Below are 22,830 nucleotides of genomic sequence, written 5' to 3' on the forward strand. Positions count from 1 at the left end.
CTAAAGGTATCTAGGAGGATCCATGAGCCGTCCCCGTTACACTGAAGAATTCAAAATCGAAGCCGTTAAACAGGTGGTAGAGCGTGGCCATCGAGTTGCCGAGGTCGCTGAGCGTTTAGGCGTGTCAGGCCACAGCTTGTACCACTGGATCAAACGCTACGATAAGCCGGTAGAACAACGGCAAGAAGATGATGATCTCCAAGCTGAAAACCGTCGTTTGAAGGCTGAACTAAAACGCGTGTCAGAAGAGCGAGATATATTAAAAAAGGCCACCGTCGGAATGCCGCCCAGAACTTCGCCAGGGAGTCCGACTGAGGTACGCGTTTATTCAAAAGCATGCGAGCCAATATCCGGTACGTCGCTTGTGCCGCATGATGGCCGTGCACCCTAGCGGCTACTACGCATGGTGCAAAAAAGCGCTGTCTAATCGAGACCGGATTGATCAGCGCCTCTTGGGATTGATCAAGCATGCGTGGCTTGAAAGCGGCGGTGTTTATGGATATCGCAAGGTCTACCAGGATTTGCGTGAGGCTGGCGAAGCCTGCGGTAAGAACCGAGTGGCCCGTCTGATGCGTAGAGAAGGTTTACGCTCTCAGACCGGCTATCGACGACGCCCTGGCTGCTATAGCGGTGGAAAGCCGGCCATCGTATCACCCAACCATTTAGACCGTCAGTTTGAAGTAACAGCGCCAAATATTGCTTGGGTGACGGATATTACGTACATCCGAACGTACGAAGGATGGCTTTACTTAGCGGTGGTTATCGACCTGTTTTCTCGTCAAGTGGTTGGTTGGTCGATGAAGTCACGTATGACCACGGAGTTAGTGCTGGATGCTTTATTGTCGGCCGTTTGGCGACGCAAGCCACAAGGAACTGTGATGGTGCATTCGGATCAAGGAAGCCAGTTTAGCAGTGGAGACTGGCAAAGCTTTTTGAAAGCTAATCACCTGGTGGGCAGCATGAGCCGACGTGGTAACTGTCATGACAACGCCGTTGCTGAAAGCTTCTTTCAACTCCTCAAGCGAGAGCGGATCAAGCGACAGATTTATTCGACACGGGAAGCGGCTAGACGCGACGTGTTCAATTATATCGAAATGTTTTACAACCCAAAGCGCCGACACGGCACAAGTGATAACTTGTCACCGGTTGAGTATGAAAGGCGTTACTTTAAGAGCCTAACGGGTGTCTAGAATATCCGGGGCGATTCAGTCAGCTCAGTGGCTGGATACTCTTCCACGGTTGATAAACCGGAGGTACGCAGCGTGTCTTTCGATTTTCGTCTATATCGGTTGGTAGTCCTACGTTTCCCTACCAGCCAGAGCAATTTGATAATAGCTGGGCAGAGCGCCCATCATGATGATAACAACCTTTAAAGCACTTGATTTGCTTGGGGCAGATGATTGGCAACAACCTTCCGCCCGTAGGCAGCTAATTTGGGGGTGGCGTCACCTTCATAGATAACAGTAAGGCCGACAGCGTTTTGCCATGTCCATCTAAGTTGAGTGCACCATTTACCCCCCCTTGTAGCGCATCGTCTAGGACTAAGTTCATTCCATTAAGATGAGGTAGTAAGTAGCGGGTTACGTGGCTAACACCTCGATGCTCAAATAACGCTGCAACGTTTGACTCCGAAAGTTGCTCAACCAACCAGGAAAAGTGAGCCTCTTGATAAACAAAAACCCCTAAGCTGAGTCGGTCGCCTTTGTCTCCTGCCCGGGCATGGGCGTAGCGGTGCAATAGCTCACTCATTACCCTCTCCTCGATGCAATGTAACGATGGGGACAACCTGTTGCCTGGGTACCAAATATGAGGCGGTTTTTAAGCGTTGTGTATGGTGACGGCGTACGCCGCCGCCGCCCGCTGGCCCACAGCAATAGAGTGCTAATAACTCCTGCGTTGCTAATTCCACCACACTTTTATCTGCGTGCTCTACGGCAAGACGAAGGCGAATGTCGCTAGCGGCTTCCTCTATAGTTTGAGCGGTGGGTTGGGAGTCGCCATCGAAAACGCTGGAAATACCAATTAAGTCAAAACGTGTGCGCAGATTGGCGGGGCAGCGTAATTCCAGCCGTTGGCGGAGAGTTTCTCTGGCTAGGTTTGCTCTGGCGAAGGCATTAGGGCCCGCATAGGAGATCTCGGCTTCGCCTTGGTAGCCATCCAGAAAGCTAACGGTGGTTTTTAAGCGAGCAGGCGCTGGCTTGCCTCGTACACCGGTGACTTCAACACGATCTTTGGCAAGTTGCTTGATCCTGACGCGCTCAAGGTCGATCACGACATCGGGAGTGATGTAAGCACTGGGATTATGTATTTCATACAGTAGCTGTTCTTTTACCGTTTGCTCTGTGACTAAACCGCCAGTGCCGGGTGGCTTGGTCACTATCAGCCGTCCGTTACGCTCAACTTCAACGAGGGGGTAGCCTAAGGAGGCCATGCCAGGTACCTCTTTAACCCCTGGATCAGCAAAGTAACCGCCGGTCACTTGCGTGCCACACTCAATCAAGTGGCCTGCTAGCGCGCCGGCTGCTAGCCTGTGCCAGTCATCGCTTGCCCAGTCGTGGTAATAGCAGAGCGGGGCAAGCGCCAGTGAGGGGTCGGCCACCCGTCCTGCAATCACGACTTGAGCCCCTTGGGTCATTGCCTCTATTAAGGCATCTGCACCGAGATAGACATTGGCTGCTACCACTTGCTCAAGTGCTGAAATAGACCGCTTTTCGCCCTCCCACGACTGCCAGTCAAGTGCATGCAGGCGATCTCTAACGTCATCACCTTGAATAGTGGCCAAGCACGCTTGAGAGTGGCCTAAGCGCTTAGCCAACTGCTGAATGCGACGACACGCGGCATCTGGGTTAGCCGCGCCAAAGTTACCCAAAATCGTAATGTGGTTAGCCAGACAGTCACTCAGAACAGGCGATAAAAACTCTTCCAGCAACGGCTCATCGCCGCTGTCAGGATCTTTGATCCGGCGTAACTGGGCAGCCGCCAGCGTGCGCTCCCCGAGTGTTTCAAACATCAGCGCACGAGGGGCATCATAAGACATGAGAGCATCGACCAGCGGCCTAGCCGCATCGGTACGATCACCAGAGAAGCCCGCGCCACAACCTACCACGACCGTCATAATGTCACCTCTGTGTTAGCAGCGGTGGTAAGTGCGAGAAAACGACGTGCTTCTAATGCACTCATTACCCGGCGTCCAGTCGCTTCGATACGAGCTTTAGTCGCGGCGACGAGCTCGGCATTGTTAGTGGCGAGTTGGCCATCCGCTCGCCATAGATTATTTTCAAAGCCGACTCGGGTATGACCACCTTGCTGGGCCGCCAGCGCTAAGCAATCTCCTTCAGTCGACCCAAACGCGCAGACCGCCCAATGGTCGCCAGCCACTAATGCTTGTAGAAAGTCCGGTAGGCGGCTTGGGTCGGCAATGGGTGGATCCGCGTAGCGCCCAAGTACGAAGAGTAATAAAGCCGGGCCATTGGTCACATCGCCTTGCTCTCTTAAGCGATTGAAGTAGGTAAGGTCTTCAGGCGAATACACGATGTATTGAATATGAGTACCGCGACTTGCCAAGTAACGACATAGCTCGCCACTGGCTTGAACCTCATGAGTATCGCCGAACCATTCACGCACCGCGATAGAAACGTAGTCTGGCTGTAACGCCTCAATGACACGTCTCTGTTCTGAAGGAGAATAACGCCCACCGGCTTCGCTAGTGACCTGAAGAAGTAATTGATCTCCTACGGCTTCTTTAATAGCGCTAATCGTATCTTGGTAGGCACCAGCATCAAGTAAATGACTCCCGTCGGCTTCACGCACATGCACATGCATGGCTGAGGCGCCCGCCGCCAGGCACTCTTGTGCATCTCGTGCGAGCTCTTCCGGGGTGAGAGGAATAGCGGGATGGTCATGGTAGACGCGCCGAGCCCCATTGGGGGCTACCATTAGCAAACAAGGTGAGAGGCTCACAGGGTCTCCTCCTGTTTTACGTTAATCGCTAGCGCTTGCTGAATAGCCGTCAACTGCCGGTCTCGTTCAGAAAAAAGGTCAGGCAGTGACTGCCCTTGCGTCGCGGATTCAACCCCATGGATCACTTGCTCATAAAGTTCGTTGTTCATGGTCGGTTGGCCTAAGCTTGCCCAGCGATACTCCTGGCTGGGGCCGAGGTGTTCTAAGTAGTGACGAATGCCACCTTGGCCGCCGCCCAGATGATAGGTTAGGAACGGTCCTTGAATGGCCCAACGCAACCCCGGGCCTGCTGTGACAGCAAGGTCGATGTCTTCCACACTGGCTACGCCTTCCTGTAATAGATAAAGCGCTTCCCGCCACAATGCCGAAGAGAGACGATTCGCAATATGGCCGATCATCTCTTTACGTAGCATCACCGGTTGCTTACCGATACGTCGATAAAAATCGACCAACCGTTGCACTAGCTCAGTATCCGGCCCATAGAGTTCGACAAGAGGGACTAGATGGGGCGGATTGAAGGGATGAGCGATAATAATGCGCTCAGGCGCAGGCGCACCCTTTGTGATATCAGAGTGCTTTAAAGAGGAAGTGCTGCTCACCACCAACACTTGCGATGGCGCTGCCTGTTGAATATCTGCTAATAGTTGTTGCTTGAGCGCTACGGATTCAGGCGCATTTTCGACGACCAGCTCTGCGCCCTGTAAGGCCTCTGCCAATGTTGGCGCAACCACGGGCGTGCGGATATCGGCACCAAGGGCTCGCATATCCTCAGCCACGCGCTGAGCAAAGCTGGCGCGGGCGTTGGCATCGGGGTCGAAAGCCGTGACATGTAAACCGCGAGAAAGAAAGTAGGCGGTCCAACTAATGCCGATAGTGCCACAGCCAATCATCGCAATATTATTCATGCACACTCCTTGGTGACTCATAGCTCCGCTCCTTGAAGTGCAATACGCCGAGAGGATTGCCACGCCCATAAATAGAGTCCTGTCACGCCCGCAATGCCCACTAACCCTAGTACGATATTCGGCACCAGCGCCAATAGCCCCGCGGTTGCCAACAGTGCACTATCCACTAACCGGTTGCCGAAGATACGAGCGCCCCCCAATATGCCGGCGAAAGCCAATACAAAGGCCATGGCACGAGCAGCCGCGAGAGTAATGTCCCAGGCGTCGCCTAAACCGATAAGCGCGGGGTATGCCAGGATCAGGAACGGAATAATGTAGGTGGTGGCCCCCAGGCGGATCGCGTGGCCCGCGACCTGTAACCAGCCCGCCTTAGCGATCCCTGCGGCAACAAAGACCGCGATACACACGGGCGGTGTGATGACTGAGATGGTCGCAAAATAGAACACGAACAGATGGGCGACCAAGGGTTCGATACCGATGCGGGTCAGCGCAGGTGCCAGTACGGCAGCGACCAGCACATAGGCAGCGGTGGTAGGTATACCCATGCCCATAATGAGGCAGATGACTGCGACAATTAACGCCACCAGGAGAACCTGCTCACCAGCGACACTGACCACTAGTGTTGAAAGCGTGACGCCAATACCCGTTAGGTTGAGCATTGCCACCAGAATCTGTGCCCCTGCTAGCAAAACGCCAATGATGACCATGCCTTTACCGGCATCCTCTAGGCCTGTCAGTAGTGCACGTACGATTTGACGAGGCGGCGTTCGATCCAAGAAAGCAAAGAAAAGGTAACTGATCAACAGGAAGGTAATACCCAGGAAAGCCGCGAATTGAATGGAGTAGCCATTGAGAACGCCACCAAACAAGCCACCCAGAGCGGCAAGAATAGGAATTAGACGCTTAAATTGGAGTACGTCTGGCCAAGCGGGAAGCTCGCTTTCAGGCACTAAAGGAAATGCGTTTCTCACAGCCACTAAGTGCAGCGTAAAAAAAACTGCCACATAGAAAAGGAACGCGGGTAACACGGCGGCTAAGGCAATCGTGACGTAGCTGACACCTAATATCTCGGCCATGATAAAGGCCGCCGCGCCTAAAATCGGCGGCGCGATCTGGCCCCCGGTAGATGCAACGGCCTCCACCCCGCCAGCAAAGGCCGGTGGGTATTTGAGCCGTTTCATCATAGGTATGGTGAAGTTGCCCGTGGTGGCTACGTTGGCTACCGCGCTTCCGCTGACCATAGCGAACAGGCTGGAAGCCACCGTCGCAATTTTGGCGGCCCCCCCTTGGCTACGCCCGCCGATGCGCATTGAAAGATCAATAAAGGTTTGGCCGCCACCTGTGTGGAGCAGCAGGCTTCCAAAGAGTACAAACGCGGCAATGGTGGTGGCGGCTACGCCTAGTAGCATCCCCCATACGCCTAAATCACCGAGAAACAGCGTTTCCGTCACGAAACTAGCATCAAAACCGCGATGACTGAGCGGTCCTGAAAGTCGGTCTCCCAGCAGGGCATAGGCGATACCCAGTGTCACTAGTAGTGGGAATACCCATCCAATAGCCCGTCGGGCAACTTCCAAAATGGACACCACTAAAATAGCAGTGAGCGCCATATCCTGCGTCGTTGCCCAGGGCAAGGTAGTCAAGATGCTGTTAGCGTTGAAAGTAATAAACAGGCAGGCGGTTATTGCTCCCAGAGCTAATAGGCAATCAATTACTATCCCTAAGGGGCGCCAAGTTTTACCAGCGCCCAATGGATAGGTGAGTACCCCCAGCCCGATGACCAGCGCAAGAAAAAGACTGCGGTGAACCAAGCTTTCAAAAGGCCCGGTCGCTGAGGTGTAGAAGATGAAGCCGCCCAATAACAGGGCGACCAGCATTAGCAGCTTATTACGCATGGAACCGAGCTCCTCGCCTTATTCTGAAGGCATCAGATGTTCAGGAATCTCGTATCCCTGCTCTTCAAAATAGCGCGCGGCACCTGGATGAAAAGGCACCGTTCCACTGCTTAGGGTGAGCTCGGCGATATCGACATCGGCAAGATTAGCGAGCGCACTTACTTGCGGTTCAGGATTCTCCATAACGGCTTTAACAATTTGGTAGGCCGTTTCTTCACTGAGATCAGGGCTTGAATGCATCGCTAAACCAAAGCTCCAAGTGGAGTAAGCAGGCATACCATCAGCTGCTCCCTCAGGAATGTTAACGACTGAAATATCCGGCATCTGTTCACTCAGGATTTCAGTTTGTTCATCGCTTAGGGAAAGCACTTGGATGGGCGTAAAGGTGGCAATGTCCATGGAGGAGCCATCCAGCTTTTCGCCCACGCCGGATTTGACGTATCCCGCCATGCGGTTGTCTTTTAAACCGGCAACCACATCAGTGGTGGAACCACGTACATATTCCGGAGCTAGACCCAACGTCTCCATGACCGCGATAGTGGTTGCCTCGGTAGCCGAACCGGTAATGCCTGGGTTGAGACGAGCACCGTCCAATTCCGCCATGCTCGTAACGCCAGCATCTTCGCGCATAACTACATTTTGTGGTGCCTGGGAGTAGACCCAAAGAAGGCGGTTATCCACGGGGCGGCCCTCAAACTCACCTTCACCCGCATAGGCGTGATAGCCAACGTTGGTGGTGACGAGCCCCATATCGACTTGGTCTCTTAAAATACGGCGCAAGTTGTCCACTGTGGCACCGGTTTCTACTACCGAGGCGCGCACACCATCCACATGCTGATTAATAATTTGCCCAACGGCGACGAAATAGCCGTATTGGCTAGACGATGTGGAGGTAGAGCCAATTAAAAGCTGTTCTTCTGCTTGGGCCGAAGGGCCAGCGAACAAGCCAGCACTGAGGATGGCGGTTAAGAGCGGCGTTTTTAGTGAGTACATATCAATTGCTCTCTCTCTGGGTATTATGGGTTGTTGGTTCCAGAAGATGTATGTCATTTGACGTATTAAGAATGGGAGAGCCTGCTAGTATTTGTCTAATATAATTATACTAACGAGACTTTTACTTTATTTATGCAGCCTTCAATCCGACAACTAAAAGCCTTTGTAGCGATTGCCGAGTTCGGCAGTTTCGTTGAGGCGTCCGAGCGCTTGCACATGTCACAGCCAGCGTTAAGTATTGCCATTCGCAAGTTAGAGGGGTGTGTGGGTGGCGTGCTGTTCAACCGTTCTCCTCGCGGAGTGCAGCTCACCCCGGAAGGAAAGTTTTTTCTGCCCACCGCTAGACGGTTGATTAGCGATTGGGATGAAGCGCTGGGCGACCTTGGAGAGCTGTTTAACAAACAGAGAGGCAAAATAACGTTAGCAGCGTTGCCGACATTAGCGGCAGGTTTTTTACCGACAGTGCTAGCCGACTACCGTCAACGCTTTCCCAATATTGCCATTAGTGTTCACGATGTTTTGGCCTCCCAGGTGGATGACTTGGTGAGTGACCATCGGGCAGATATTGGGCTATCGGTACAGCCGCTACTCGCAGAAGCAACCCATTTTGAATCACTCGTAGAAGACTACTTTGTAGCGGTATGTCCGGTTGGGCACCCCTTGTTGGCGTTGGAAACTGTTCCTTGGGAAACACTACTGCACTATCCCATTATTGGGTTGAGCCGTCTTTCGAGTACGCGCGAGGCGATTGAACGTGTGTTAAAAGACCTGAACTTGGAAATGGATTTGATGTGTGAAGTAAGCCAGATTGGTACCGCCGGACGAATGGTCGCCGCAGGCCTCGGGGTTGCTGCGCTTCCCTCACTTAGCTTCCGACAGATTTCTGCGGAAGGAATAGGCTGGCGTCCTTTAATCGCTCCTTATGTTCCTCGCTCGCTGGGTATCATTACACCATCCCGTGGTTCGCCCTCTGCTGCAGCAACCGCTATGTTGGAAACCATACGGGCACACGCCGGACATTTAGGAGGTATTTCCAACAAACGAAAATAACACGCCGCTCGACGACAACTAAAGCTTTGCGGCGGGGCCAATAAAGGCTTAAGAAGGGTATTAATGGGTTACTCCCATTAGCCTATGCCGAGCAACTGGCGGTAAAACACGATAAAGTCACTTCGGACTCTAAACCGGGCTGCTACTGAAGATGGGGTGACGTCGGTTATACCAAACTATAGCCGTAGCTATTCAGTGTGGGGGATACCTGTAGAGACGTTAGCGAGTATTAATTGGGAGCAAGTCAAACTTGATGAGTGGCTTGCCATCCTATCTTCGCAGGGTATGTTTGCCGTGGATGGCGCGTTTGATATAGAAAGCCTGACAGGGATTGGATCAGCGTTAGATACTGGCGTCGCGCAAATTCTGCCGACAGGGCCACTAAGCGTTTTGAAGATATCGACGTTGATCAAGCAAGGCGAGTTGGTCAAGATCAGTTACCGGGTTCGACTTACTAAGCGATAGCGAGGTGGCTGCTTAAAGGCAGCCACCTACTATTAGATGCAATTATTGGCGAGTAACGAAAAACTCCATTTCACCGTTAGCCAATACCATCGGTGGTAAATGCTCCTTGCCGCTTTCGTAAATGTAGAACCAATCTGGCATCGCGCTAGACAAGCTTGTTAGTAGAGCTAGACGGAAAGTTTCAGCCTCCTGTTCGCCAAGTCTCGCATTCAACTCGTTAGATAGCTTTGCAACGGTACGCAGTGCATAGCGGCTATCAGCAGCAAAATATTGGTAACTCTGTTCACCCGCAGCATCCTTAGCCACCGTCGGTGTTTCTCTGAGCGTTGACCCTTTTTCAGGGTAATAAAGTGAGATTGAACACACTTCATCCGGGTTTGTAGCATTAGCTTCCGCCATACAGCCAATGGCTTCGTTGGTTAAACCCAGCACCATCATATTGCGGTATCGATCGAGGCGAAGATCAAGAATTTTATCAATCACTTCAAGCTCAAACTCGTTATCTTCTGCCGCTACTTTGGCTGCTTCCAAAAAGCGCTTGCGTATTACCTGTGTTGCATCTGTTGAGCTGGACGCTTCTGTTTCAGGTACAAAGGCAAAGGCACTATCTCGGCCCATCATCCCAGGCCCGGAGAGTAGGGCTGAAGCGATACCGATACCTAAAGATGCACCACCGGACAGACCAAAGCCTGACGAATTGGATAGTGACAGCGCAGTGCTAGCACCTCCAGCCATATTACTCATCATGTAGCTGTATTCTTCGTCCGCTAGCTGCGTATCACGAGCTTCATTAAGTCCGCCCGCACGCACCAAGTTATAGGCATGGCTGTTATTTTTGCTGTAATGACGGTCACCAGTAGGTGTCGCTGAGCTGGCGCAGCCTGCAAGCAGGGAGACCGTAGTAAAGCAGGCAATAATCGTAGTCTTCTTCATTCGTAGTTCCCTATATGAGAGGTTGATTGCTTTAGCGTTTTATCTAATACCATTTTACCGCCAAAAAATGAGAACCCTAATTAAAAAAGGGCATAAAAAACCGCCGTTCACAACATGAACGGCGGTTGGTGATAGGGCAGGGCGAATTTATGATTAAGGAGTAGCTGCCTTTTCCTCGATACTGCTGCTGTCTTCCTGCGTCGGGAACCCCTCGGTTGTTTCACCTGCATCGGCTGCGATATTGGCGTCATGCTCTGCATGATCTTTCATTAAAGGCGTATGCTCGGTTGTCGAGAATTGTATGAAGCATAGATTCGACTTTTCGAGCATTCAAGCTCGTCCAAGCTTTGACAATTGATATTTTTACAGGACTTTTTGTCCCCAGAAGCTCCTTCTCTCTCCGATCGGGAAGGTCGGTTGTAACACCAATTTTTTTGATGGGAGGAAAAGATGCTTCGCCATCAAATTTTTGGAGTTTTTCCGAAAAAATTGGCTCGGCAATGTAAATTGTATTCTGCATGATACTGCCAGTTCCTATTTGTGCTAAACGCCCGGTTTTAAGGCGGGCTTGTAGCCGCATAGCGGCGGAAAGGCCGTTCCTTACCCGACGGGGGTCATAACAGCCGCTTCTTATGCCAATCCACCATGTTGATTGGTCAAAATTAGATATTAACTGCTCGGCTTGCCTCAAAAATGAATTGTTATCATCTTTTCCTGCATGTTTTAACGCATCCCTGTAATGGCATATTGAATAACTGTGGGACGATATTATCTTCTATGTAAGCAATATTTTTCATATTGTTGATTATTCCGCAGGCTTGTTGTGTAGCAGGGAAATGAGCTGTTAAAGCTGTTTAAAATGCATCTCGCCAATACCTCAACGATGTTTCTGATACCACGCCGTGCTGTGTGCCCAAATCAACTACGGCTTTCTGAGCGGCACGCGCCAGTTCTGGCTGATGACATAGCGCTAACGACCGAATGATACGGGTAATGCGCAGGTGGTTGTGGCCACCGGCTTTCAACCAGATATGAGTTTGTATCGATAATGTTGGCTGGGCGGTTATGACGTTGTCATCACGAGTGAGTCCAAAAAAATCCAGCATGACATCAAGCGAACGTTGCTGGTGATGGCGTAGGGATGCTTCACTCTCAAAAGCCGCTTGTACTTCGGTCGCCAGTAAAGGCGCAAACGCGTTAAAACGACCAGCTTCCGGAATGGGAAATAGCCACTGAATGTAGTCGTGGGTATGCTCAAGCCAGAAGGGGGAGAGTACCCAGATGTCCTTAAGTAGACGCCCTTTATGATCGTGGCCTTCACCACGATAAAATGCGAGTAAGCGCGCGTCATTGTCCATCATGCCCCCCGCACTGACGGTTCAGCGTGACCATGCAGCGCCATTTCGAGAGTGTGGCGTTCGGTATCAAGATCGTGGTTAGCATCGATACGTTCAAGCGCGCGAATATAGCTGGCGGGTAACCCATGTTCTTGTGCACCGGCCAGCACATGGTGCTTGTACCATGTATATGGACGAATCCCGACGGCGGTGACATTGCCAATATAAGCCTGCTCCTCAAACTGCCTGTTGCTGGTCAGATCCGTGACCGTCAGCCATGTTTCGCTGTAGGCCACCCCAAGCCCCTCGTAACGATCAAGGGTGGGCTTATGACGAGAAGCAACTTCCCAAATTACGCCATACACCGCTGATTGCTCTAACGTAGGTACAATATCGCATTTGCCTGAGCCGTCCCCGCTACTCTGATGAAATGCTAACCGATACGCAGGTAGCAGGGCGGTGGTCACAAAGTGTGCCGGAATCCTTGCGGCTAAGCGCTGCGTCGACATATTAGACCCATAAGCAAAGCAGAGCATGACGATCTCCTCAAAATGACGTGGCTATCGACAGTCACTTTTAATGCGTGTCGCATGTGCCTTGGGTGTCCTGGTAATTCGCAAGCACCTGGGCCGCATTACTTTTTAGGGTCTCCCTCCATGAGATAGGCGCGAGCACTTTGACATTAGCGCTCATGCCCATTATCCACCACAAGGTTTGCTGATCGTCGGGTACGCGGGCGGTCAGGTGATACCACTCGCTGTTAGGTAGAGCCTCTATGGTTTGTTGGTCAGACAGCGGTGTTTCTTGTAGTAGCCAAGCGACCGGACGTGCGATCTCTGCCTCTAAAATCACATCATCAGGACCCTGGAGATAGCCAAATGCACCGCTTTGGATATAGTGATCAATATCGAAATCGTCACGGGCTTGCCAGGCGCGCTGGCTGAACGTCGCGTGTTTGATCCGGTGAAGCGCGAACTGGCGCAGATCCTCAAAGCCATCGACATGTGCGAGTAGGTAAGTAGCGCTATGCCGGCTAACAATGCCTTGAGGGTGAAGTGTTAGCGGCCTTTTTTTCCCTGACGTGCGAGATAAGTAATTAACGTCAATTGCCTTTTGTTCTAGTAGTGCCTGTGCCACCGTCTGCCAAGTCTCTTCATTTAGCTCTGCGGGTATTAATGCTTTGCCATTAGGAATAGCGCGTACACAGCGAGCCCACTTGCTAAGACCGTTCGAAGCGAGCCCATCAAGCAGCTGCCGAGCATCGTTAAAATGGGCCGATAATTGGCCTACTACTACGGGGGGTAGCAGCCCTTTAAGGTACTCTTCGGCAAGAACAAGCGTTAATGCACTAGGAACGTCCAGTGCAGGCAAGTGGCACTGGAAATCGCGATCAAAATACCAACGGTAAGGTTTTCGGCTATCGTCGCAACCTATAGGGAACTGCGTAGAAAGTTTTTGGCTTAGATCGCGCTGTAACGAACGCGTATCAATATGAAAGCCACGTTCAGCGAGCTTCTCTTTCAGCACAGGGGTAGAAATTCGCCCTGGGTAACGGGGTATCAGCTGAAGTAACGTCAAATAACGAAATAGCGTATCGCGCGCATCGGACATAGTGACGCTAATCCCTGATTGTATAAGTGAAAGCAAGATAGTTTAACGTGCCTCACAAAACTTAGCGACTCTCTCGGGCAGTACGTTTGGTTCTTGGGCGATCAAATGAGCTCGGCGTTGCCATAGCGAAATCATGCGTTGATCTAAGCTTGTATTGGGCAGGTAGTTCCATAACGCGGCGGGGTGAATGTCGACGGAGATCTCCAGGGAAATGTCAGGGTGCCCTTCAAGCCAGCGATATACATCTACTGCACTTTTTCCAACGCATGCGGGAAATAGCAACGCATTTAAAGGCAGCGGTAAACCGAGAGCTAAAAGCAACGTATTGACTTCATGGTCGCATGCTAGGTGCCAACGGTGCCGGTTAGCCACTAGCGGGGCGGTTAAATGGCCTGCCACGCAATGCCAAATTAGATGAGCATGTAAAAAACGGCGTGATTCATCGGAAAGGAGAGCACTGTAGTCCGGGCTGAAATAGAGATGTTTCCCATCGGTGCTCGCGGAATTAAACGACGGCGCCACGACCGGCGTTAGCGTTAATAACTGACTTAAAAAGTTCATGATAGGAAGCGTGCTAGCCCAGGTGTCTCGGTCAGCTTGCCACTTAGCGAGCTCTCGTTGGGCGGTCATCGAATCGGTCAATGAGCACATCTGCATATCCCTACCTTATTTGAGAGAAGAAGGTAGTATGCTATGCCAGTGCTGCGACAGCTGATGCCGCATTAACATGGTGTTGGTCAAGTTCTACCGCATCTAAACTTTGTGCAACAAACTTATACATGGCGGCGCTACTCGGAATAGCGCCGTCAATTGTGGCCAGTTATGCTACTCAGACAAACTTATGAGCCAGCTCGTGCAATTGATGGCTAAGAAAACACTAGGGCTATGCATGTTATCCATCGTTTGGGTCAGTCATGCCCCAGCGGCTCTGACAGCATAAAGAGGTCATTGTGTCAGACTTCTTTATAAAAAATCATCTTGAGAGCCGACTTTGAAAGCATCATTTTCTTTGTATAATGCCACTCCCTGCTCAATGTCTACATCTGCATCAAACAGAATCCCCCAATCACCATTCTCCATGAATAAAACATTGCGTGGTGTTAATGCATCAAAAACTTCTTTTTCACTATAATTTTTTTTATAAGCCTCCTGTATATATTCAATAATACTAGGAATGAAGGTTTTAATAACATCTTTAATTATTTCTTCATATTCAGAAAAGGACGCTCTTTGCTGGGCAGAAATGCCTTCCCCGCTATAGGCATGGGCCGTAATCTGAACCACCATGCCAGAGTTTTTCCACCAATGGATTCTTTGTTTTCTATACCAAGAGTGTTTGTACGCCATTTCTCCAAATATTGGATCATCCAGAGTGGCGGTGTTGGCATCTTTAGTCATTTATGCAGTCCCCTTCTTTGCTGCTGAAATACCGCCAGTGTGTGGTATGTTTCCGTGAACCAGTGATGGTACAAGATCCATGGTTTTTTGATCGCTTCGTTCATGCCAGCTTAGACCATTTTCTTTACGATATGCTCTTACTTCTGCGGCAGTCCAAGCTTTGCCATTTTCATTTTTCTCTGTCCACTGCTCGGCGCAAGCCTCATCGGCTTGAGTGAAGTTGGCATTTCGGTCAACCGTAAAGTCATCTATCTCAACAGTCGCTTCACTAACCGCCTCAAAGTTAGGCTCTCCCTCTTCAAAAGGAATGGACTCAAAACCAAACACATCCTTTATCTGCCTCCATGTCATTTCTTCCGGGTTATGTTTATTGGGGGAAATGCCATCCTCTGGACCCCAATCTGAGTTCCCCCTGTCTCCACTCCATTCCCCACCGTTTTCAGGTAAATATCTTCCTTCCGCTGAAAAGAGATGAGACTCTACTTCTGTGTTATGAGAAAACGGGAAGGCTATTTTTTCATCCAAACTAGATGTATCTACTAGCTCTTCAGAAGAGGAGACGATTACAGGTTTATCCAAATCCTCTATGCTGGGGGTTTCTCTAGCTTCTATGGAAGAGGGGGTGGAGAAAAATGTTTCTTTCGGAAAAAATGACTCGTTGAGTTCCATCAGAAGCCTCTCTGCTCAATATGGTTACGCCATGCGGCATACATGTCTATATTTCTACTATCTTTTTGAACAAGATTATTCAGAAGGCATTGTTGTGTTGAGAGGCGTAGCTCAGTTGATATGTCGCCCACAAGTGTACTTACCATATTGTCAAGTTTTTCAGCAATCTGGCTTGGGGGGAGTGTGCGCTTAGAGATCTGACGAATAAGGTTATGGCAATTTAGCAGAGATACCACTTTATAAGCATTAAGAGAAAAGTTATCTGGTATTTGTGCTGTGCCTTTTACATCATTTTTATATTTATTTAGTTCTTCTCTTAGCAGTGCGCCTGCTTCATTGTTCAATGCTGGGTTGGCTAAACCCTGCTCTATGAGAGGAAAGTTTATATCACTCTGTACACGTTCTCTAAGGATGAGTTTCAATGCTTCCTTATTGAAATGCTTAAAATTGAATTGTGTTTCTTCAGCAGATTTACTATAAAGCGTTTCCTTCCCCTCGAATTTACTTATCTGGCAGAGTACTGGCTCCAGCCAATCATTCTGATAGACAACCGCAACACCCTTTGGCAGTTTGGCAATCTCATCGAGTTGTTCGTCACGCAAGGCCACTGATTTGCCCACCAGCCGCCGGTCAGCCTCTTCAGGCAAACGAAGAATAATTTTTGTATTGGTATTACGAATGGCAGCGATATCAACGGCGTTAGGAGATTGGTCGACGATAATGAAACCTTCGCCATAAGTGCGCATTTCGGCAATGGCATTGGTGAGCATTTCAACTGCTTTAGCGGCAACGCCATTCCCCTCGCTACTACTGTCTGGGTTTCGGCGAAGTATGTTATGGGCCTCCTCCAGTACTGTGATGTGGCGCAGGGGCTGATTCATGCCACCCTGCGTCATGCGATATTCACTCAAGCGCATGACTAAAAGCCCCATAATGAGTGACTTGGTTTCAGAAGAACCGACACGACTGAGATCAACAATGACGCGACTATCGAACATTACTTCGCCGCCAACTTCGTCACTAGTGAAAATCTGCCCGTTCAGCCCGTTGGTAAGAGAATTGACCCGTGTAGAAAGCGAGCCAATGTAGTTGCCTTTAAGTTCTTGTGAATAGGCCGAGTCCTCAATAACTCTTTCCAATGCTTGAAGAAGATCCACGAAGGTAGGGAAAAGGTCGTTACCATTACAATTAGTTGAATCATCAAGGTTCCAACCGCAATCCCGATAGGCATTCAGCACCGCATCTTTTAACACTGCTGGCATGGCCGCATACATTGGCCAGCAAATATTGAAGATTTCGACCAAGCGATCAATGTGCTCCAACACATGAATTCCTGATGGGAATCGGAAAGGGTTAAGCTTGAGCAGTTCGGTATAATTCGGGTTGGTACCGAACACGCGAACGCCGGGCAATTGACCGAAGACATTCTTGTATTCCCCCTTCGCGGGTTCGATGACAAGAAAAGGAATATCAGCTGCGCTGATCTGTTCAAGCATACCGTAAAGTGTATTGCTTTTGCCTGAGCCCGTAGAGCCGCTGACGAAAACATGGCTTGTCAGATGATTAAGGTTCAGCGAGATATTCTGGGGTAGGTTTTGCCACAGGTGGCGCAGTTTTCCCAGGTTCAGACTTTTCACCGCGTCGGTATCACTTGTCGTATCGTCCAGGCGCTGAACCTTGCGGCCAAAGGTTTCAGTGGTGACGACAGAAACCGTTGAAGTAGAGCTGCGTGGTAAGCTCAGTTGGATCGCAAGCTCCTTGCCTGAGACCAATGTAGCCGGCGTAAGATAAGTGATTGGGATCTGTTTCGAGAAGTTCGTTTGAAGTTGAGGGTGTCGAAATGTCGCTAACCAGTCGATGATGTTTTTCTTGTTTCTGGAGTTCCAGGTACTCAAAGCAAAATCTTCATGGCTGGATTTACTGCCCCGGATCAACCCCAGGAAAATACTGGCCAATGACTCGGACGACGCTTGGCTATCACCAATAAAGTAAGCTGCAGAGTTCCACCCGCCGTAGGTTTTGGCTTCGTCGATACGCTCCAGATGGTGATCGATTCTGCGCAGTAACTGCTCGATACTCTTATCTGTGGCCTCAATCGAAACCTGTTTGCTTGCCCCGAGCGTCTTGTTCAGCGAACGGCTATCAGTAACGCCCGTTGTTTGTGTGGTTGAGGTGGTTTCGGAGGTAGCAGTGCTTTGGTTGGTGCTATAGCTTTCGTTAGTGCTATAAGCAGACGAATGGTTTGTACCAGTGGTTTCTTGTTCGTTGAGTAACCCAGCAACGGTGCCTCCCACCTGAGCGCCAAGCATAGTCCCCAATGGTCCACCTGCCGATCCCAATATAGCACCAGCCGCTGGCAATATGGCTGCAGCTCCCTTAGAGAGAGTCGTTTGTGAGCTTAAAGACTCTGAGTTACCTGTCGTTTCCGTCGTTGATGTCCCCTTGGTCTCTGTAGTGCCTTTAGTCTCGGTCAGCCCCAGGCTTGTGCCCAATGATTCGCTTAAGCTCTTGCTTATGTTTAGGCCAACACTATCGCTTTCCTGTTCACCGAACGATAACTGCTGCTTCAGCAGCGGGGAAAGCTGTGTTGCAACCTGCTCATAACCTGTACGAATCAGATCTAGGTTCTGTGATGAAACCGGTTCGGCTAGAATAATAGCTTGATAGGCACGGCCTTCAGCCGCATCAATGAAGCGCTCCAGCCCCTGCATGAAGTGTTCGCGATTATCTGTGGAAAGCGCGGGAACCCCTGTCACGGATGTGACGCAGGCAGAAGGGTTATTACGCTGCTCCTGAACATTATCGAGCAGTTGATTGGCTTCTATCAGCGGTAGAGGGTGCAATGCACTGCCTGGAAAATGTCCTTTGAAAACTTCCTTTAACAAGTCGCCTGAATTCTTACCCAGCAATTTGCCGGGCTCGCCACGAGTGCCGAGATAAAGCTCGGTCTGCTGCCCATCGGAGTTCAACAGTATGAATACTGCATATCCGGCGGCACCCAGAGCGGTATAGGCAGCCGTTGTGCTTTCCAACACGGATTGCTTATTGGCCTGAACAATACGTTCAATATGGAATAGCCGCATATCGGCGGCACGGCTGAACTGTGCCTTTGACGTATTTGTCTCTTGAACTGGGTAATGCTCAAGTTCCGCCAGATAGCTGCGGTTAATTAGAGTTTGTGAGGCTGCCAGTGAAAGGGCAGCATTTTCTTGGATTTCACGAATGGCCAGTGACTTAGAGGGTGTATCGCTCATCAGTTCTGTCCATTTATCAAAGTAATCAGGAGAATCGCCAGGGCAGCTATTGCACCCCCAACAATTAGTGCTTTCTTGAGTATAGGGTTGTGCTCGGGCTGGTGAGGTGGTGCTCTATCGGGGTGAGGCTGGAAGCTCCGAAATGCCGAGGAAGAGGGAGGCGACGTTTGGCAAGTACTGGTGCGTGGCTTTAGCGGCAAGGGGGTGAAGCCTTCCACGCCCTGTTGGCGTAGTCTTTCGCGTACATCGATTATATGGAGAAAGCGCCTTTCGGAGAAGTTATGTTCCAGGTAAACCACTTGCTTTTTGTAATACTCGCTTGACCATTGGGTTTGATCAACATCAGTTTCTCGGGCAAATGCCTTTAGTGTGTAGGCTTTAAACAACTCGGGTGCTTGGCTTTTAGTCCAGTCTATTGCGGCCCGTAAATCATCGCTCGTTTGGTTGTTATCGTGTAACTCCATTACCAGCGCAGCTCGGATGGTGTGTAGTTCTCCTTCATTAACAAATTTCTTCAGGTTATCGGATGGTGAATAGTGTGCTGTTATGCTATCAGTTCTAGCTGTTCGAGAAGTGGATGCATCATTCCTGGGTACAAAACCCTTAACTCCTTGTGTACGTAGGTATGCACGCACTTCTAGCAAGTGCTCTATCCGACGACGGGAGAAATTCTGCCTAGCAAGAAATCGCTGGCGGCTAAAATAGTCGGCACTCCATTTTAAATCATCGGGATCTAAATCATTCTGGCCGCTCTCTGGCTGGTATTCGACCAATAGCGCAGGCACTTTTTTCTCTAGCTCGACTAACATCTCTTGTAGTAATACATTTGTCGCCTGTGGGTCTTGGAGCGAATTGAGATAGTTTGTTCTGGCTCTTTTTAACTCTAGCGGATCCATGCTATTTCCCACCCTCAGTCGATATGGCCAATGTCTTGTCAAGCCTGTTTCTAAAATCTATAAGCCAGGCATGTTGCTCCTTGGCCGCTATGATGGCACGTTCACGAGCTTCGTGATCGCTCGTTTTATTCCGCAAATCTTTTAATAACTCATCGAACTTATGAGAAAACTCACGAGTCATGAACGCAGAAAATTGATCAATAAGAAGATTGTTGCTTTCTTCAATATGTTCGCTAGCATTTTCGATAAGGTTATTAAATGCCCCGTTAACTCGGGTGGCTCTTTCTGCCCACGCCTTATTTAAGTCGACAAAATCACCGCTGTCATACGATTCTGTTTTCCCCCAGCTAAAAGGGTTATACCATTTACTGATACTTATTTCTCTACGGTCTTTCTTTACTTCCTTCTGTTCTAGAGATAGGTTAAATGAAATATTTGAAGTAGCTTGCTTAATACCCTCCAATATCGGAAGGTTTAAATTTTCAACATCTTCGAATAAATCAGCGATATAACGTTGGTATTCTTTGTATAAATCGTTACGGATAGCTTCTTGATTTGTAATAAATAGTATTTCGTATTCATTAATTAATTTTTTATGCTCAAACTTTAAGGTTTTTTCTGCTTCTTGAAGCTTTTCCTTAGCGATATGTGGTTGTGCCTTATTGTTAGAAAATTCTTTTTTCAACTCTTGAAGAAGAGGGATAAAGCTTCCCTGTAATTCAACTAGTTTTTCTACTGTCTGTTGAGGTAATGCCCTGCCTTCTCGCTCTAATTCGTCCTTGTAGGCTACTGTATCAAAACCTTTTTCTTGGCGCTGCTGTAATGTCTGGATCTCTTCGTTGAGTTGCTCCAATTGCCGTTCGCTCTGGTCGAGCTGTTGAATCATTTCGGCTTCGTTCAGGCCAACGTCAATGGCTTGGGTCAAGGCGTCATAGGCGCGCTTTAGGCGGTGTGGAACATTGTATTTATCGATGTACTCATCAATCATAGTCTCGACGGCAGGCAAGCCACTGCTTAGCATCAAAGAAGACAGGTTTTTCTGCTGCAAACTGTGTTTCACCTTTTCGGTGATCGGCATATATTGCAACAGGTTCATGCTCGGCTCTTCGCTGAAGAGGTCGGCCATGGATCGGAAATCGCCGCGCTCCTTGCGAGTGTGCTGGTCCTGGGGCTTGCGGATCAAGCGCGTCAGGTTAGCCGAGGCCGGGTAGATTAGCGGGTTAAGGATGTCGTTATCGATCAGGTATTGTTTAACCCGCGCCAGTACCTGTGAGGGGTGTTCGCCGCTTTCTGGGTCGAACACGTCCATCTTGTTGACTACGAAGATAAAGCGGTCCTTGCTTTGCTTTCCTACCTTGCGCATGGATTCGGCGACCAAGCCTAGTAAATTGCGGTCGTCGTTGGTACCTAATTGGCTAGCATTGAGTACATAGAGAATCAGCGGGTTACGATTGGAATCCTGAACGAAGCCCATAGTCGTAAGCTGATGTTCTTCATCTTGGCTGTTATTTGGGCCGGGAGTGTCGGTCAGCACTAACCGTACATCAGGACGCTCCTGAATGGCGACGATGTTGCCCTCGATGTCGATCAGTTGGGTATCGTCCATTCCATTCCAATCCTTCAGTAGCCCCTGGTCGGCATTGTCTTCCTCACCTACCAACTGACTGCTGCGGTTGTAGCGTTTGGCCTTAAAGTGATCGGGCATCTGGTCATTATCGGTAATTCGGGCAATGGTGGCGGTAGAAGCTTCATTGGCGGAGGGCAGTAGGTCGCGGCCCAGCATAGCGTTGATCAAAGTCGACTTGCCCGACGACATAGTGCCAACGACGTAAACGTCAAAGTCCCGGTTGAAGGCTTCCGCTAAGGATTGGCGGGCTTCGTCGTTTTCTTCGACAAAACGTTTGAATTTGGGATGTTCGTGCGCTTCATCTATTAGATTACTGATTTTTTTCAGGCGTTGATCGGTTGGCTCGGACTCTATCCATACCAGTTCTACCTGTATACCGTTGGCGATAGCTTCATTAGCAGCTTCCTGGACATCTAGAAAGTCTGATTCCACACCTTGGAAAACAATGTGGAAATTATCGTCACCGTTGAACAGTTCGCTCAATTCGTTGAATAGACCTTCGACCCACTGTTGTAGACGTGACTGGGAATAGCTAGACAATTTGCAGCTAGCCGCCGGTGATTGGCCGTTGATCCTAAATTGGGTATCTACCGTAAAGGGATTGTGGATGATTTCAATGTTATTCATGTTGATACCTTATGTTTTGCTTTTTCTTTACGGGGTTGTGCCTGTAAGAGTGCTGCCCGCTGCCGATTGATTATTAGAACCACTGCCGCCAATCCGCTATACGCCATCAGAAGATAGAGTTCACTTTTGTCAGCAGGGGTGTCAGTTGCATTTCTAGCCTCGAACTGCATGTACTTCTTAACGTTTTTGTTAATAATTTCAGGTACATGCGAAGCTTTAATAAGAGCGCTACTGTCTTGCAAGCAGGCGTCTTTGAAATTTGTTAATTCAAGACGTTGTTTTCTTGAAAGAGGCTTACCTATCAGTTTTTTCCTAGCATAAAGCGCCGCATTGGCGATCATGGGAACGATGATGGGGTTGGTAAAGCCAATATCGACAAGATAAGAAAAGGCTTGCTCAACATGTTTCGTGAGACTTTCACCTTTTTCGCAATCCAACTGGTCGACTTTATTCAGGACAAAAATGACCTCATAGGAATGGGGGAGCCGATCCAGTTCTTTTTTGACGGTTGTTAATAGAACCCTGTCATCGTGTGTTCCAAGCTGAGTGGCATTCAGAATGTAAAAAACCATATCGAATGGAATGTTCTGAATGGCATCTATAGTCAGTTGGGCGTGGCGGGGATCTTGGCTGTTATTGGGGCCAGGAGTGTCATGCAGCGCTAGGCCCTGCGCAGGTTGGCAATAAGTACTAAAGTTCCCTCGCAAGGAAATATTTTTGACTCGGTCGTCACTGTTCCATGCTTTTAACTGCTCAGCCCGAACATTGGCCACCGAATCCAACAGGTCGCCGTTGTAGGCATAACAATAAGCACTGGTTGAGTCGCTTTGGTCATCATGTTTAAGAGTCGTGATACATGCAGTGGAGGCTTCATTGGCAGCATGCAGCAAGTCATCCCCAATAAGTGCATTGATGAATGAGGATTTCCCCGCACTCATTGTCGCCAAAATGATTATATTGAAAGGAAGAGGAGTGACTGAAGATTGCTCTTTGTGTTTAGTCAATGTGATGCCAACTTTTGTGGTCATGCATAGAAATTATCCACTTAATCAATTTCTCGCTTGATGTCATATAGTTATGCTTTTTGTGTATACATCTGAATTTCCAGCTTACACACCATAGGGACTTATGAGCCTAGTTAACTTAGGAGCAAAGTCATGCCAAAGTCTTCTCTCTGGAAAACGTAAATTTTAATTAGTGGTTAGGTGTT

19 protein-coding genes and 1 pseudogene are annotated in these 22,830 nt (G+C 49.5%); 2 read left to right on the forward strand and 18 right to left on the reverse strand.

What is annotated here, in order from left to right; genetic code table 11:
- Window positions 1–22 precede the first annotated feature (22 nt).
- Window positions 23–1,190 (forward strand): annotated as a pseudogene (locus ACFFLD_RS16350) (IS3 family transposase).
- A gap of 238 nt (window positions 1,191–1,428) precedes the next feature.
- Here ACFFLD_RS16350 and ACFFLD_RS16355 read toward each other — a convergent pair.
- From ACFFLD_RS16355 to ACFFLD_RS16380, 6 genes are read right to left on the reverse strand one after another with little or no spacing between them, the layout of a single operon-like run.
- On the reverse strand, window positions 1,429–1,749 hold the full coding sequence (locus ACFFLD_RS16355; protein WP_386042259.1) for an AtuA-related protein: 321 nt from the start codon (window positions 1,747–1,749) through the stop codon (window positions 1,429–1,431).
- Window positions 1,742–3,115, reverse strand: a complete 1,374-nt coding sequence (locus tag ACFFLD_RS16360; RefSeq protein WP_386042261.1) for an acyclic terpene utilization AtuA family protein — start codon at window positions 3,113–3,115, stop codon at window positions 1,742–1,744. Before ACFFLD_RS16360 ends, ACFFLD_RS16355 begins: the two co-directional genes overlap by 8 nt.
- A complete protein-coding gene (locus ACFFLD_RS16365; RefSeq protein WP_386042263.1) occupies window positions 3,112–3,960 on the reverse strand; it encodes a 3-keto-5-aminohexanoate cleavage protein in 849 nt (282 codons plus the stop codon). The genes ACFFLD_RS16360 and ACFFLD_RS16365 overlap by 4 nt, the downstream gene beginning before the upstream one ends.
- Complete coding sequence (locus ACFFLD_RS16370) at window positions 3,957–4,865, reverse strand: 3-hydroxyacyl-CoA dehydrogenase NAD-binding domain-containing protein (RefSeq protein WP_386042265.1); 909 nt, start codon at window positions 4,863–4,865, stop codon at window positions 3,957–3,959. Before ACFFLD_RS16370 ends, ACFFLD_RS16365 begins: the two co-directional genes overlap by 4 nt.
- 17 nt (window positions 4,866–4,882) lie before the next feature.
- Window positions 4,883–6,760: a TRAP transporter permease gene (locus ACFFLD_RS16375; RefSeq protein ID WP_386042267.1), complete on the reverse strand. Its 1,878-nt coding sequence runs from the start codon at window positions 6,758–6,760 to the stop codon at window positions 4,883–4,885.
- Window positions 6,761–6,778: 18 nt separating this feature from the next.
- Window positions 6,779–7,753, reverse strand: a complete 975-nt coding sequence (locus ACFFLD_RS16380; RefSeq protein WP_386042269.1) for a TAXI family TRAP transporter solute-binding subunit — start codon at window positions 7,751–7,753, stop codon at window positions 6,779–6,781.
- A gap of 132 nt (window positions 7,754–7,885) precedes the next feature.
- On the opposite strand from ACFFLD_RS16380, the gene ACFFLD_RS16385 reads away from it, so the two are divergent.
- Window positions 7,886–8,803: a LysR family transcriptional regulator gene (locus tag ACFFLD_RS16385; RefSeq protein ID WP_386042271.1), complete on the forward strand. Its 918-nt coding sequence runs from the start codon at window positions 7,886–7,888 to the stop codon at window positions 8,801–8,803.
- A gap of 507 nt (window positions 8,804–9,310) precedes the next feature.
- On the opposite strand, the gene ACFFLD_RS16390 is transcribed toward ACFFLD_RS16385, so the two are convergent.
- The 12 genes from ACFFLD_RS16390 to ACFFLD_RS16445 form a co-directional block, all read right to left on the reverse strand.
- A complete protein-coding gene (locus tag ACFFLD_RS16390) occupies window positions 9,311–10,201 on the reverse strand; it encodes a hypothetical protein (RefSeq protein ID WP_386042273.1) in 891 nt (296 codons plus the stop codon).
- Window positions 10,202–10,448: 247 nt separating this feature from the next.
- Window positions 10,449–10,721 carry a GIY-YIG nuclease family protein gene (locus ACFFLD_RS16395; RefSeq protein ID WP_386042275.1) on the reverse strand — a complete coding sequence of 91 codons (273 nt, stop codon included), beginning with the start codon at window positions 10,719–10,721 and terminating at the stop codon, window positions 10,449–10,451.
- Window positions 10,722–11,055: 334 nt separating this feature from the next.
- The gene (locus tag ACFFLD_RS16400) at window positions 11,056–11,562 is read right to left on the reverse strand and encodes an opioid growth factor receptor-related protein (RefSeq protein WP_386042277.1); all 507 of its coding nucleotides are present in this window, start codon (window positions 11,560–11,562) and stop codon (window positions 11,056–11,058) included.
- Window positions 11,559–12,074 (reverse strand): gamma-glutamylcyclotransferase family protein, encoded by a 516-nt coding sequence (locus ACFFLD_RS16405; protein WP_386042279.1) that lies wholly within the window; start codon window positions 12,072–12,074, stop codon window positions 11,559–11,561. Before ACFFLD_RS16405 ends, ACFFLD_RS16400 begins: the two co-directional genes overlap by 4 nt.
- A gap of 40 nt (window positions 12,075–12,114) precedes the next feature.
- Complete coding sequence (locus tag ACFFLD_RS16410) at window positions 12,115–13,149, reverse strand: helix-turn-helix transcriptional regulator (RefSeq protein ID WP_386042281.1); 1,035 nt, start codon at window positions 13,147–13,149, stop codon at window positions 12,115–12,117.
- A gap of 42 nt (window positions 13,150–13,191) precedes the next feature.
- The gene (locus tag ACFFLD_RS16415; RefSeq protein ID WP_386042283.1) at window positions 13,192–13,806 is read right to left on the reverse strand and encodes a DUF2201 family putative metallopeptidase; all 615 of its coding nucleotides are present in this window, start codon (window positions 13,804–13,806) and stop codon (window positions 13,192–13,194) included.
- A gap of 306 nt (window positions 13,807–14,112) precedes the next feature.
- A complete protein-coding gene (locus tag ACFFLD_RS16420; RefSeq protein ID WP_386042285.1) occupies window positions 14,113–14,547 on the reverse strand; it encodes a DUF6985 domain-containing protein in 435 nt (144 codons plus the stop codon).
- Window positions 14,548–15,216, reverse strand: a complete 669-nt coding sequence (locus tag ACFFLD_RS16425; RefSeq protein ID WP_386042287.1) for an HNH endonuclease — start codon at window positions 15,214–15,216, stop codon at window positions 14,548–14,550.
- Entirely contained in the window at window positions 15,216–18,470 is a 3,255-nt protein-coding gene (locus ACFFLD_RS16430) for an ATP-binding protein (RefSeq protein ID WP_386042289.1), read from the reverse strand. Before ACFFLD_RS16430 ends, ACFFLD_RS16425 begins: the two co-directional genes overlap by 1 nt.
- Window positions 18,470–19,366, reverse strand: coding sequence for a hypothetical protein (locus ACFFLD_RS16435; RefSeq protein ID WP_386042291.1), 897 nt, complete (start codon window positions 19,364–19,366; stop codon window positions 18,470–18,472). The genes ACFFLD_RS16430 and ACFFLD_RS16435 overlap by 1 nt, the downstream gene beginning before the upstream one ends.
- 1 nt (window position 19,367) lies before the next feature.
- Window positions 19,368–21,620, reverse strand: coding sequence for a dynamin family protein (locus tag ACFFLD_RS16440; RefSeq protein WP_386042293.1), 2,253 nt, complete (start codon window positions 21,618–21,620; stop codon window positions 19,368–19,370).
- Complete coding sequence (locus ACFFLD_RS16445; RefSeq protein WP_386042295.1) at window positions 21,617–22,648, reverse strand: dynamin family protein; 1,032 nt, start codon at window positions 22,646–22,648, stop codon at window positions 21,617–21,619. Before ACFFLD_RS16445 ends, ACFFLD_RS16440 begins: the two co-directional genes overlap by 4 nt.
- Window positions 22,649–22,830: the final 182 nt, after the last annotated feature.

Origin of the sequence: Vreelandella sulfidaeris, assembly GCF_042429665.1 — a bacterium.
Lineage (GTDB): Bacteria > Pseudomonadota > Gammaproteobacteria > Pseudomonadales > Halomonadaceae > Vreelandella.